This window comes from Panacibacter microcysteis (genome assembly GCF_015831355.1).
Lineage (GTDB): Bacteria > Bacteroidota > Bacteroidia > Chitinophagales > Chitinophagaceae > Panacibacter > Panacibacter microcysteis.
The window spans coordinates 2,296,259-2,308,992 of record NZ_JADWYR010000001.1; the positions used below are offsets into that span (position 1 = coordinate 2,296,259).

At 43.9% G+C, this 12,734-nt stretch carries 10 protein-coding genes; 5 read left to right on the forward strand and 5 right to left on the reverse strand.

The annotated features are described in order from the left end of the window. The 3 genes from I5907_RS09285 to I5907_RS09295 form a co-directional block, all read right to left on the reverse strand. Positions 1–3,186, reverse strand: a complete 3,186-nt coding sequence (locus tag I5907_RS09285; protein ID WP_196990432.1) for an efflux RND transporter permease subunit — start codon at positions 3,184–3,186, stop codon at positions 1–3. 327 nt (positions 3,187–3,513) lie between these two features. Continuing rightward, on the reverse strand, positions 3,514–4,635 hold the full coding sequence (locus I5907_RS09290) for an efflux RND transporter periplasmic adaptor subunit (protein ID WP_196990433.1): 1,122 nt from the start codon (positions 4,633–4,635) through the stop codon (positions 3,514–3,516). Positions 4,636–4,711: 76 nt separating this feature from the next. Beyond that, entirely contained in the window at positions 4,712–5,104 is a 393-nt protein-coding gene (locus I5907_RS09295) for a hypothetical protein (protein WP_196990434.1), read from the reverse strand. A gap of 171 nt (positions 5,105–5,275) precedes the next feature. On the opposite strand from I5907_RS09295, the gene nth reads away from it, so the two are divergent. Continuing rightward, positions 5,276–5,950: an endonuclease III gene (nth, locus tag I5907_RS09300; protein WP_196990435.1), complete on the forward strand. Its 675-nt coding sequence runs from the start codon at positions 5,276–5,278 to the stop codon at positions 5,948–5,950. A gap of 65 nt (positions 5,951–6,015) precedes the next feature. Beyond that, positions 6,016–8,454, forward strand: a complete 2,439-nt coding sequence (gene pbpC / locus I5907_RS09305) for a penicillin-binding protein 1C (protein ID WP_196990436.1) — start codon at positions 6,016–6,018, stop codon at positions 8,452–8,454. 360 nt (positions 8,455–8,814) lie between these two features. Here pbpC and I5907_RS09310 read toward each other — a convergent pair whose 3' ends face one another. Both I5907_RS09310 and I5907_RS09315 read right to left on the reverse strand, forming a co-directional pair. After that, a complete protein-coding gene (locus I5907_RS09310) occupies positions 8,815–9,441 on the reverse strand; it encodes a hypothetical protein (RefSeq protein WP_196990437.1) in 627 nt (208 codons plus the stop codon). 91 nt (positions 9,442–9,532) lie between these two features. After that, positions 9,533–10,351: a rhomboid family intramembrane serine protease gene (locus tag I5907_RS09315; RefSeq protein ID WP_196990438.1), complete on the reverse strand. Its 819-nt coding sequence runs from the start codon at positions 10,349–10,351 to the stop codon at positions 9,533–9,535. A 341-nt stretch (positions 10,352–10,692) separates the two neighbouring features. Between I5907_RS09315 and mraZ the strand changes: the two genes are divergently transcribed. From mraZ to I5907_RS09330, 3 genes are all read left to right on the forward strand, one after another. Continuing rightward, the gene (gene mraZ / locus I5907_RS09320) at positions 10,693–11,151 is read left to right on the forward strand and encodes a division/cell wall cluster transcriptional repressor MraZ (protein ID WP_196990439.1); all 459 of its coding nucleotides are present in this window, start codon (positions 10,693–10,695) and stop codon (positions 11,149–11,151) included. Between the two features lie 33 nt (positions 11,152–11,184). Beyond that, a complete protein-coding gene (gene rsmH / locus I5907_RS09325; protein ID WP_196990440.1) occupies positions 11,185–12,117 on the forward strand; it encodes a 16S rRNA (cytosine(1402)-N(4))-methyltransferase RsmH in 933 nt (310 codons plus the stop codon). 224 nt (positions 12,118–12,341) lie between these two features. After that, positions 12,342–12,680 (forward strand): FtsL-like putative cell division protein, encoded by a 339-nt coding sequence (locus I5907_RS09330; protein ID WP_196990441.1) that lies wholly within the window; start codon positions 12,342–12,344, stop codon positions 12,678–12,680. Positions 12,681–12,734: the final 54 nt, after the last annotated feature.

The following is a 12,734-nucleotide window of genomic DNA, read 5'->3' on the forward strand; positions in this document are numbered from 1 at the left end:
TTAATTAGCGATTGGTTCTTCAATGTTGATTTCTTCAGACAAAGGTTTTTCGTGGTGCCGTGTATTGGCTTTGCCGGAAGACTTTCTGCTGCCGATGCCTGCAAAAAGCACGTATAAACCGGGTATTACAATTACGCCAAACAACGTTCCTGTAAGCATGCCACCTGCCGCTGCAGTTCCGATTGAGCGATTACCCATAGCGCCTGCCCCGCTGGCAATACACAATGGAATAAGACCGGCAATAAAGGCAAAAGAGGTCATGAGAATTGGCCTGAGCCTCGATACTGCACCTTCTTTGGCTGCTTCTATGATGCTTAAGCCGTGCTGCCGGCGCTGCTCTGCAAATTCAACAATAAGAATGGCGTTTTTACCGAGCAACCCTATAAGCATAATCAGGGCAACCTGTGCGTAAATGTTGTTTTCCAAACCAAGCACCTGCAAAAACAGGAAGGCACCGAATATACCTGTAGGCAAAGAAAGGATTACGGCAAGTGGCAGGGCAAAGCTTTCGTACTGTGCCGCCAGCAACAGGTACACAAACACAAGACAGATAATGAAAATGTATATTGCCTGGTTGCCGCTTTCGATCTGCTCCCTCGTCATGCCGCTGAACTCTACCGTATAGCCACGAGGCAGCTTTGTTGCGGCCAGGTTTTGTATGGCCGTAATGGCATCGCCGCTGCTGTAGCCGTTTTCAGGGTTACCGGTAATCATTGCCGCGTTGTACATATTATAGCGGGTAATCTGTTCCGGGCCCAATACTTTTTCCAGCGTAATAAATGTTGAATAGGGAACCATTTCATCTTTATCATTCTTCACATATAAACTCATAATATCCTGCTCTGTGCTCCGGTAAAAAGGGTAAGCCTGCAGCATTACTTTATACATCTGGTTAAAGCGTATAAAATTGGTAGCATAATAACTGCCCAGTAAAGTTTGTAAAGTGCTCATGGCATTGTCGATTGTTACACCTTTTTTAGCTGCCATTTCCTGGTCTACATGAATAACATACTGAGGAAAATTGGGATTGAAGCTTGTATAAGCCCCGCCTATGGCAGCATCTTTATTAAGTGTTTCCACAAATTGCTTCGTTACCTCGGCTGTTTGTGCAAGGCCTGTTGCTTTGTTCTTGTTTAGCAAACGCATTTCAAAACCGCTGGCATTACCGAAACCAGGCACGGTAGGCGGTGAAAAGAACTCTATTGATGCATCTGAAATATGCCTTGTTTTTTCTTTAAAAATCGCAATGATTTCATCTATGCTTTCTTCACGCTCTTCCCACGATTTTAAATTGATCATGGCCATGCCATAAGAAGCGCCCGATATTTCACTGATCAGGCTGTAACCGGCCAGGGTACTTACATTATCCACCTGCGCAATATTTTTCGTAGCACGTTCCACTTCATCCAAAACTTTTTCTGTTCTGTCAACAGTAGAGCCTGGCGGCGTAGTAACGTCTACATAAATCATACTCTGGTCTTCTGAAGGGATGAAGCCACCTGGCAATATGGCACCCAAACCACCAACCGCCACGCAGAAGAAAATGAACAACGCAACGGTCATCATTTTTCTGCCGGCAACCCTTGCTACAAGACCCGCATACTTTTTTTCTGTTTTATCATACCCTTTGTTGAAACTGCCAAAAAAGCGCTGCAGCAGGTTTTTCTTTTTTACAGCCGTATGATGCTTAAGCATGAGCGCACACAGTGCAGGCGTAAGCGTTAGTGCATTAATACCCGAAATAACAATGGAGATGGCCAGCGTTAACGAGAACTGGCGGTAAAAAACACCCACCGGGCCAGACAGGAATGCAACGGGCACAAACACCGCAGACATTACCAGTGTAATAGCAATGATGGCACCGCTTATTTCTTTCATTGCAGCAATCGTTGCTTCAAGTGGTGGTAAATGATGCTCCGTCATTTTTACGTGCACGGCCTCTACCACCACAATGGCATTGTCTACCACAATGCCAATGGCCAGTACCAGTGCAAACAGTGTAAGCATGTTAAGCGAGAAACCAAGTGCCTGCATAAACGCAAGCGTACCTACCAGCGCCACCGGCACGGCAAGTGCAGGAATAATGGTAGAACGAAAATCCTGCAGGAAGAGGAAGACCACTACAAACACCAGCAGGAATGCTTCTACCAGCGTGCGCAGCACTTCGTGTATACTGGCGTCCAGGAACCTGGACACGTCATATGCGTAGTTAAACGTCATGCCTGGTGGAAAAGAAGTTTGCTTCAACTCATCCATCTTTGTTTTGATGTTGTTGATCACATCTCTTGCATTACTGCCCGGGCGTTGTTTGATCATGATGGATGCTGATGGTTTGCCATCTGTTTTAGATGACATATCATAACTTTCTGTGCCAAACTCTACACTGGCAATGTCTTTCAGGCGCAGCACAGAGCCATCCGCATCTGCACGAAGTACAATGTTTTCGTACGCCTCGGGTGTATTGAATTTACCGGTATACTTTAATACAAACTGCGCCACCTGCCTGTCTTTGCCGGAGTTTTCTCCTATCACACCCGGCGCGGCTTCTATATTCTGGCTGCGCAACGATTTTATTACTTCTTCACTGGAAATGTTGTAGGCAAGCATGCGGTCGGGCTTTAGCCATACACGCATGGCGTAGTCACGTACACCCATAATATCTACCAGCCCCACGCCATCAATTCTTTTGAGTTCCTGCAATACATTAATGTCTGTAAAGTTGTAGATGAACTCTTCGTTCATGGTGCTGTCTGTACTATATACATTCAGGAACAGCAGCATGGCATTCACTTCTTTTTCTGTAGTTACACCTGCACGAATCACTTCTTCCGGCAGTTCATCAAGAATAGTGGTAACACGGTTTTGCACATTAACGGCAGCCTGGTCAGGGTCTGTGCCTACTTTAAACATCACCTGTATCATGGTAACACCATTGTTACTGCTTACAGAATTCATGTAAGTCATACCAGGCACGCCATTAATAGCTCTTTCAAGTGGTATAGCAACGGCATTGGCACACACTTCGGCATTGGCGCCGTTATAGGTGGCCGTAACAACAACTGATGGGGGAACAATATCAGGAAACTGTGTAACAGGCAATGTAAAAAGTGCCAGTACACCTAATAGTACAATGATCAATGAAATAACCAGTGATAAAACCGGTCTTCGTATAAATTTCTCTACCATCCAAAATAAGTTGTAAAATGAATATTCAGTTTGGCAAACCCATTAATCTTTGCAAGTGTATCTGGTGTACCCGGCTGTTGTAGTACTATTAAGCCTCTGTTGCGTCGCACTCTTGTACTGTATTGCATTATTCAGCAGCTCCGGGTGTAACAGCGCATGTTATCATAGCATATTGCAGCACTGCATGCAACGTCAACCCTGTAACGTGGTAACTGGTTTGCAACTGTAAGCGTGTTTGTGTACGCAGTGATGCCCAATGATCTGAACGCACAAGTGAGTGACACAACAGGCGATGCCATATGCACTATTGCCGGTAACCAACACACACTACTTCATAGCCAGCAGGCTGTCTGTTTGTACCATACGTGGCTGAATGCGCATGCCATCTTTAATGTTTTGTACACCTTCGTACACGATCTTATCGCCGGCACTGAGGCCTGATTTTACGAGGAAATATTCATTAACCCTTGTTCCTGGTGTGAAAGTTTTCATTTTAACGGTGCTGTCTGCACCCATTATAAATACATAGTTCTTATCCTGTATATCAAACACTGCTTTTTGCGGCACCAGTAAGGCATTTTGAACCCTGGTAGTAAGGCTAACCTTGCCAGATGAACCATGTTTCAGCAGCATGTCAGGGTTAGGAAATCGTGCACGAAAAGCAATAGAACCCGTGCCCTGGTCAAACTCACCTTCCAGTGTTTCCACTTTACCGGGGCTGCTGTAAATAGTGCCATCTGCCAATACCAGCTTTACGTTGTTGTATGGAGTCAGGTCTTTGTTTTGCAGCTTGCGTTTATAGTCGAGGTATTCGTTTTCAGACACGTTGAAGTAAGCCACCACTTCGCTAAGATCTGAAACAGTTGTAAGCAGTGTGCCTTCGTCTACAAGGCTGCCAAGTTTAAGCGGAATACGATCGAGCACACCGGTAAAAGGCGCTCTTATCATTGTATAAGACAACCTCAGTGATGCATCTGCCTCGTAAGCTTTTGCTTCACTTAATCTTGCCTGCGCACCTTTTAATTTTGATTGCGCAAGTTCGAGCTCTGTTTTGGAGATTATTTTTTTGTCTACCAGTAACTGTATTCTTTTTATTTCGAGTTCTGCAGCATTCACTTCTGCCTGGGCATTTGCCACACCGGCTTTTGCTTTGTTTACCTGCAATTGAAACTGCTGGTCGTTTAGCTTGAATAAAGGCTGTCCTTTTTTTACTTCTTTGCCTTCATCTACGAATATTTTTTCGAGATAGCCCTGTACTTTGGAGCGTATTTCCACATTTTGTACGGCCTGTATATCTGCAACATAACCGTTTTGTATACTGGTATCGAGTGTGGCTAATTGTATAACCGGCAATTCAGGTGTTTCCGAGACTACTTCATTATTGTTGCCGGTGGTGCATGATGCTATTGTAATAACCATAGCATAGCTTATAAAATTCTTTACATTCATTGTTACAAGAGTTTTAAAGTTAGGAATGCTCATATGGCGTATAAGCAGGCGATAAGACTTATATGTGCAACAATGATCAGAAAGGAGTAAGCCTGAAAAGAAAATGGTAATGGGCAGGAACGCTGAATTTCCTGTTATTGTCTGTAAGGTGTTTTAGTTCTCTGACTGTAGCGCTGCGGAAAGCGTATTCTGCGCTGCTTTTGGCAGCATTGTTCCTGAATTGAAATTGCTGGCGGCCACTGTACTGCTTGTCGAGTTTACTTTTGAAAACATCATGGCCATCCCCATTCACATCGAGATTAAGTAAACTGGCGAGAGCCCGTAAAAGTGAGATGTCTTTGTCTTCCTGTGCAGATTTAAGATCGGCGTAAGAATCTATTTTCTTTGAGGCAAATGGTTGCAGGGCGAAGGTTACATTCTTCAACCCGAGACAGATAAACAATAAACAACACAACCATTTTGTCAACATAATTTTTTTCGATTAACTACAGGTTTGCAATAGTTAACTTTCTCACCTGGCAGGCATTGTTAGTTTGTTGATTGTAAAGATAACAAAAACGTGCCGAAGGAGGTTGAAAGCTTTTATCAATTTTTTTCTTAATCTTTTGTAAAATGCGTGATCATTTACTTTATTTGAGCTATGACAAAGAAAGAGCGATACCACTTTGTACTGGACTATTTTCAAACACATGTGCCCGCAGCGGAAACTGAATTAATTTATGATAACCCCTACCAGTTGTTAGTGGCAGTCATACTTTCGGCGCAGTGTACAGATAAGCGGGTAAACATAACAACCCCTGCAATTTTTGCAAGCTTTCCCACTGTATATGATCTTGCCAAAACAGATTTCGACACTTTGTTCCCTTATATTAAAAGCATTTCGTACCCCAACAACAAAACAAGGCACCTGATTAATATGGCGCATATGGTAGTAAATGAGTTTAACGGCGAGATACCGATGACGGTAGACGAGTTGGTAAAACTACCGGGTGTTGGAAGAAAGACTGCCAATGTAATTACATCTGTGGTGGATGCACAGCCAAATATGGCTGTAGACACACATGTATTTCGCGTATCTGCACGCATTGGCTTAACGGTAAATGCCAAAACTCCGTTGGCAGCAGAAAAACAGTTGATTACTTATATTCCCAAAGAGCTCGTGCATATTGCCCACCACTGGCTCATACTGCATGGCCGGTATGTATGTGTGGCGCGCAACCCAAAATGTGAAATATGTGGGTTACGACCTGCATGCAAATATTACCAGGCAATGCTGCGGAAAAACAAAAGCAACAGTATACCATATGCCGGATGAAAACATACGCTGATTGTGTAATGCACGTTAATTTCTTTTGCGGCTGTTGACCAATTGTTGAAACCTTGCAAATATTTCGGATTTTAGAAGCAAAAAATCTTTTTATCAGTCAAATACTGCACATAGTAAGGCTACCGCTGGTTAAGTGGTTGTTGGTTATTTGTTTTCTTGCCTGGTTCTGGCTGCTACTTCCTGCAAGACTGTTTACCACACCTACAAGTTTTGTCATCACCGACAAGGACAATCAACTGCTCAATGCTTCAATAGCTGCGGATGGACAATGGCGTTTTCCTTACAATGACAGTATTCCCGCAAAATTTGTGCAGTGCATTGTTGCATTTGAAGACAGCAGGTTTTTTTATCATCCAGGCATAGATCCGCTCGCCATGAGCAGGGCCATTATACAAAATATAAAAAGCGGTGCTGTTATAAGTGGTGGCAGCACATTAACAATGCAGGTAGCACGAATGCATGAGCAAAACGCCACGCGGTCAGCCTGGAATAAATTAAACGAAACCTTGCTGGCAGTAAGACTGGAATTTTCGTACAATAAAAATCAAATTCTTGCCCTGTATGCATCCAATGCGCCTTTTGGTAGCAACGTGGTAGGCCTCGACGCTGCAGCATGGCGCTATTTTGGAAGAAGTCCTGCCTCCCTGAGCTGGGGTGAGACTGCCGCACTGGCGGTGTTGCCCAATGCGCCATCATTGGTACACCCCGGGAAAAACAGGGATGCATTATTGCGTAAACGAAACCAGTTGCTTGACAAACTCATCGCTAACAAGGTAATAGACGCTTCTACAGGCGGGCTTGCAAAGCTGGAGCCATTGCCCGGCGCCCCAAAACCATTACCACAGCTTACACCACACCTGCTGGAAAGGTTCAAAAAAGATTATGCAGCCAACATACAGCAGGACAAACGTACTTATGCCCATTCTACCATACAAGGGGCGCTTCAGCAGCAGGTAAACAACATAATCCTGCAACATCACTGGCAATTAAAAGGCAACCAGGTAAACAATGCTGCAGCAATGGTGGTGGCAGTAGAAACCGGGAAAATACTTGCCTATACGGGCAATGTTTACCTGCCTGCAGACTCCACGTTGCAAAGCAGTGTAGATGTACTGGCTTCCAGGCGCAGCCCCGGCAGTACACTTAAACCCTTACTTTATGCATCGCTCTTAACAGAAGGATCAATGTTGCCAAAGCAACTGGTATTAGATGTGCCAACACAGGTTGGTGGTTACATGCCGGAAAATTTCGATCTTGGTTATGACGGTGCTGTTCCTGCAAACCGCGCCCTGGCAAGAAGTTTAAACATACCTGCCGTAAGAATGCTTATGCAATACAGGTACCAGCGCTTTTATGATGTACTTAAACGGTGCGGTTTTACCACGCTAAACAAACCCGCAGATTATTATGGTATGAGTTTAATACTTGGTGGCTGCGAAATATCACCGTTTGAACTGGCCGGCGTTTACAGCAGTATGGCAAGAATGTATAACCATCAACGCAGCAATAAAGGTAAATGGAACCAGGCCGATTGGTTTATGCCTTCTTACACAACTGAAAAGGAGAAAGACATCGATCCCGCAACACAAAATGCCAATACAGCACTGTTTGATTACACAGCCCTCTGGCATACATTCAATGCCATGAATGAAGTAATGCGGCCGGGCGAAGAAGGACTCTGGGGGTTGTTTTCATCAGCGCAGCGCATTGCCTGGAAAACCGGTACCAGCTTCGGTTTTAGGGATGGCTGGGCCATTGGTTTTACCCCCGCATATTGCGTAGTGGTTTGGGTAGGTAATACAACAGGAGAAGGCAGGCCCGGTCTTACCGGCATCAATACTGCAGCGCCGGTTATGTTTGATATATTCCGGTTATTGCCGGCGTCAAAATGGTTTGAGCCACCGGTATACAACATCTCGTATATTTCCGTCTGCCACCAGTCTGGCTATAAAGCAGGTGCAGATTGCCCGGATGTAGATACAGTATTGGTGCCTGCAAATACAGCAAAGGCAGCACAATGTCCATACCACCGCATGGTACATCTCGATCCTTCGGGAAAATTCCGCGTTACTGAAAACTGTGTTTCTCCCGCAGCCATGCAGCATGTTCCTTGGTTTGTATTGCCGCCCACTGCTGAGTATTATTACAGGCAACATCATACCGGTTACCAAGCATTGCCCCCATTCATGCCCGGTTGCAATAATGAAAATGTAAAACCTTTCGATATAATTTATCCCGAAGAATATGCAAAGATTTATGTGCCGTTTGAAATTTCCGGTGCACGTGGAAAGACAGTTTTCACTGCAACACACCGCAGCAATAAAGCAAAACTCTTTTGGCATCTTGACGATGCTTTTCTAACAACCACTACCAGCTTTCACCAGGTGGCGGTAGATCCTCCGCCGGGTATGCATACGCTTACAGTGGTAGATGAGACAGGAGAAACCATCACCCGTCACTTTGAAATAATGAATAAAAAGAAAGCAGAGTAAAGTAATGAGCCCGGCGGTAGCACATGCATGAAGCATCGTTGCGTCGCACTCTTGTACGGCTGGTCTTTTACGCAGCAAGAGCCCGACCTTGCTGCGTTTCAACAGCTGCCTTTTTTGCTGCAATAGATATGCTTTGTTGCAGACAGTGATTTGCGTCTGCTAAGTAGTTGCCTGTTCTTTTGCAGTGCTAAAGCTTTTGCACTACTGTGGCTTCTGCACTGGTGGTTGCATCAGTACAATGTAAGATAGCAGTTACGTTGATTGAATCAGAATATCTCACGTTTCACGTCTCACCATTCACCATTGACCATTCACCATTCACCATTGACCATTCACCATTCATCCCCCCGGCAGAACAAATCACCGGGGCTGTTTTATATCACGCAGTTTTACCAGGGAATCTGTTCGGTCTATAGTATTGTTTAACTGGTTAATGCTGTTGTTTAGTGTAAGTGTATCCGGGATATTGTTATCCTGGTAACGCTCCATTACTTCCAGTGTTTTTGAGAGTTTCAGCAGCCAGTGCAGGTCTGCCAGCATGTTATACCTGGTGTTGGCACTATCGTACACAGCTCTTTGCGCGGCTATCTTTTTTTTATACCTGAGGGTGCTGCTGTCAAGTAAGATCTTCATGCTTTTTTTCAGCACAGAATCTTTGATGTTGCTTAAGTGCTGTTCATAAATACTGTAATAGTCTATGTTATTTTTATCGTAGGAAGCAAAGTTTTTCAACGAATCATCTTTGTGGTCATTGAGCTGCGTAATTTCTTTTTCTAACTGTTGCAGACCCGGATCTTTATCCAATATTTCTTTGTACAGCACTTCAATAAGATCGGTATCTTTCTTTTTTAAACCGCTTACATCTACAGACCTTTCCTGGAATGCTGCCGGTATACCTTTACTCTTTTTGGGTTTATACTCTTCAGATTCGCTACAGGCAAACAAAACAAACGCTGACAGGAATAAAATAATGATATAGTTTTTCACAAGCTTTTATTTAGTGCATCGCTGATGCTTTATAACAGGAAGATGAAAGGATTGCGACGCAACGATGATGCCATAAGTACTACAGCTGGTATTACTTTGATAATTCTTTCAAACGTTGTTTTTCCTTTGCTGAAAGGCTTTTTATACCACGCCTGTTGATCTTGTCCAGCAACTCATCCAGTTCATCCTGCTTTTGTTTACGTTCGTAATTGTATTGATGATCTGCTGAATACTGATGGTTCTTTTTGTAAAAAAAACTGTCTACCAGCAGGAAACCCGGCCTGGTAGCGATAATATAAATAAAAACAATTGCGGGTACGGCAATGAGTAAAATGGGCAGGTAGTTATCTGCAAAAGCGGATGGTTGAAAAAGAATGGCCACCAGCATGCCGGCAATACCACCACCAAGATGTGCATCATGCCCCACATTATCCGAGTGCGATCTGATGGCATAGATTGAGTACCCTACATAAATGATCCCAAAGAGCCATGCGGGAATGAAGAACAGGATTGTCATGCCCGGAACGAGTGCAATTGTAGCGAAAATGATGGCATTAACACCGCCCGAAGAGCCCACCGCACTGTAATCGCCTGCATTTTTATGAATGAGCAACGATAAAAGATTGCCCCCGACTATACCTACGAGGTAGATGACCAAAAAAGCCAGCGCTCCCAGGATGGATTGTATGGCTCCGCTAAAAAAATACAAGGTGATCATATTAAAGATCAGGTGCATCCAGTTTACGTGCAAAAAGCCCGAGGTAAGAATGCGTTTGTAGTCTTTATACAGCAATATGTTGTCTACCACAAAATTGTAGCGGCTATAAAAGGCAGTGTCTTTAAAGCCTTTTGAAGACACAAGAAAAGTCACCAGTAAAATAGCGATACTAATAAGTCCCGACGTATTCATCGTTTAAGGTTGCAGGTTTAATAATTCGTCCAAACTTAAGTAATAGGTACAAATTAGTAAAGTGCTTAACAAATATCTAAGAATAAACCCGGCCCCGGTAGCCTGGGCAGGCGCTGTTTCGCGGCAGCAGCAGCTATAAAAATCAATATTCACAGCTTATCCACAGTTATTCACACTAAACGCAGCCGGTTTTTGCAAAAAAACTACTCAAATCCAATGCAGGTGTAGCTTTCAGGGGTATGGCACGTGTGCATAAATTCCAAAACAAAAATTTTGGTCACTCTGTGGGAAAAAGTGTTATTTTGTGTCAAATAATGGAAATTTCATTCAATAATGCATAAATGACTGGTTTTCTTGGCGAATATGAGGCAACGGTCGACTCTAAAGGTCGGTTCCTCCTTCCGGGCGGCATAAAAAAGCAATTGCCCGAAGGAGAATCCCGCCTTGTAATCAGTCGCGGTTTTGAAAAGTGCCTCAACCTGTACCCACTTAAAACATGGGAAGGTATTGTCGAAAAACTGAACAAGTTGAATGATTTTGACCCCAAGGTACGTCGTTTCAAGCTTTTGTTTTTAGGTGGCGCTACAGAGGTAGAGTTGGATAGTGCCGGCAGAATGTTGTTGCCGCCATCTTTAAAAGAGCATGCAGGTCTTGTAAAAGACATTGTACTGGCCTGCAGCCTCGATAAAATAGCAATATGGGATGCAGGTAAGTATAAACAGTTCTTTGAAGAATTTTCGTCAGAAGACTTTAGCAACCTGGCAGAAGATGTAATGGGTGGCGGAGGTTTTTCCCTGTAATGATGCATTGTTTTTTCACTAAAACAAAAAGTGATGAATGAAGAATCTAAAAATGCGGCATCAGGTTCGGGGTACCACGTTCCCGTTTTATTTTTCGAATGCCTTAACGCACTTAACATACGACCGGATGGGGTTTATGTTGACTGCACTTTTGGAGGTGGTGGCCACAGTCGCGGTATACTGGAACAGCTAAATGAGCGTGGAACGCTCATCGCTTTCGACCAGGATGCTGATGCACAGCAAAACCTGCCCGCAGACAAGCGTGTGGTTTTTGTTGCACAAAATTTCAGGCACCTGCAGCGCTTTTTGCGCCTGCATAAATTTCCAAAAGTTGATGGCGTGCTCGCCGATCTTGGCGTAAGCAGCCACCAGTTCGATGAAGGTGAGCGTGGTTTTTCTACCCGTTTCGATGGTCCGCTCGATATGCGTATGGACCGCCGCACACAGCTAACCGCGGCGCATATACTGTTAACTTATCCGGAAGCACAGTTGCATAAACTGTTTGAGCAGTATGGAGAAGTGACCAATTCCAAAACATTGGCAAAGCATGTTGTGCAACATCGTAAACAGGCATCCCTAAAAACGATCAGCGATTTCAGGGCATTGCTGCAACCCGTAGTAAAAGGCAATCCCAACAAATACCTTGCACAGGTATTCCAGGCGCTAAGAATAGAGGTAAATGATGAAATGGGTGCGCTAAAAGAAATGCTGGAACAAATACCGCAGGTATTAAATAAAGGTGGTCGGGCCGCAATCATAACCTTTCACTCCATTGAAGATAGAATAGTCAAAAATTTCTTTAAGCAAGGCAGTTTCGAAGAAGCTCCGGATAATCCGTTCGTACAAACAGAAAAAGAAGTGTTGTTAAAGGTCATTACCAAAAAACCGGTAACAGCGTCTGATGAAGAATTGAAAAGAAACCCACGGGCCAGAAGTGCAAAACTTAGAATAGCAGAAAAAACATAGCAAGGTTCAGGAATAAGGTTCGTTGCTCCTGGTGCAATGATTGGCAATAAGCCATAAGCGTTAGGAAGAAAATGATGAGCCCGGCTGCAGTGCAGGCATGAAACATCGTTGCGTCGCACTCTTGTACGTATGAATCTTTACGCAGCAGTGCGAAGATCGAAATGAAGATTACGCTTTCGCGCCTTATGCTTCAGAACCTTGTCTTGTAGCTTAAATAAAAAGAATTGAAAGAAGAAAAACAACATACAGCGAAACCAAAGAAACTGTTCAGCAGGTGGATAGGGTACGGGTGGATTTTAAAAAACCTCGTATTCTTTTTGTTTCTCTCACTGCTTGCAGTTATCTACATAGCCAATGGGCATATGGCAGATAATACGATCAGGGATATTAATAAAACAGCCAAAGAAGTAAAAGAATTACAATACGAATACAAGAGTTTAAAGAGTGAAGCCATTTTTAAAAGCCGGGAAACGGAAGTTGTCCAGGCCGCCACGCCACTTGGTTTAAAGATTTCCTCAGAGCAGCCAATGAAACTTACTGTTCCCGGGAAATCAGCAAAGTAGATAAACGAAAAACCAACATAGCATATAACCATTGAGGCACCATGTAAAGAGGTT

Excerpts from the sequence above, each read along its gene's own strand:
- I5907_RS09285 (WP_196990432.1), bottom strand. The coding sequence starts at position 3,186 with ATGGTAGAGAAATTTATACGAAGACCGGTTTTATCACTGGTTATTTCA.
- I5907_RS09315 (WP_196990438.1), bottom strand. The coding sequence starts at position 10,351 with ATGAATACGTCGGGACTTATTAGTATCGCTATTTTACTGGTGACTTTT.
- I5907_RS09290 (WP_196990433.1), bottom strand. The coding sequence starts at position 4,635 with ATGAATGTAAAGAATTTTATAAGCTATGCTATGGTTATTACAATAGCA.
- I5907_RS09295 (WP_196990434.1), bottom strand. The coding sequence starts at position 5,104 with ATGTTGACAAAATGGTTGTGTTGTTTATTGTTTATCTGTCTCGGGTTG.
- nth (WP_196990435.1), top strand. The coding sequence starts at position 5,276 with ATGACAAAGAAAGAGCGATACCACTTTGTACTGGACTATTTTCAAACA.
- rsmH (WP_196990440.1), top strand. The coding sequence starts at position 11,185 with ATGAATGAAGAATCTAAAAATGCGGCATCAGGTTCGGGGTACCACGTT.
- mraZ (WP_196990439.1), top strand. The coding sequence starts at position 10,693 with ATGACTGGTTTTCTTGGCGAATATGAGGCAACGGTCGACTCTAAAGGT.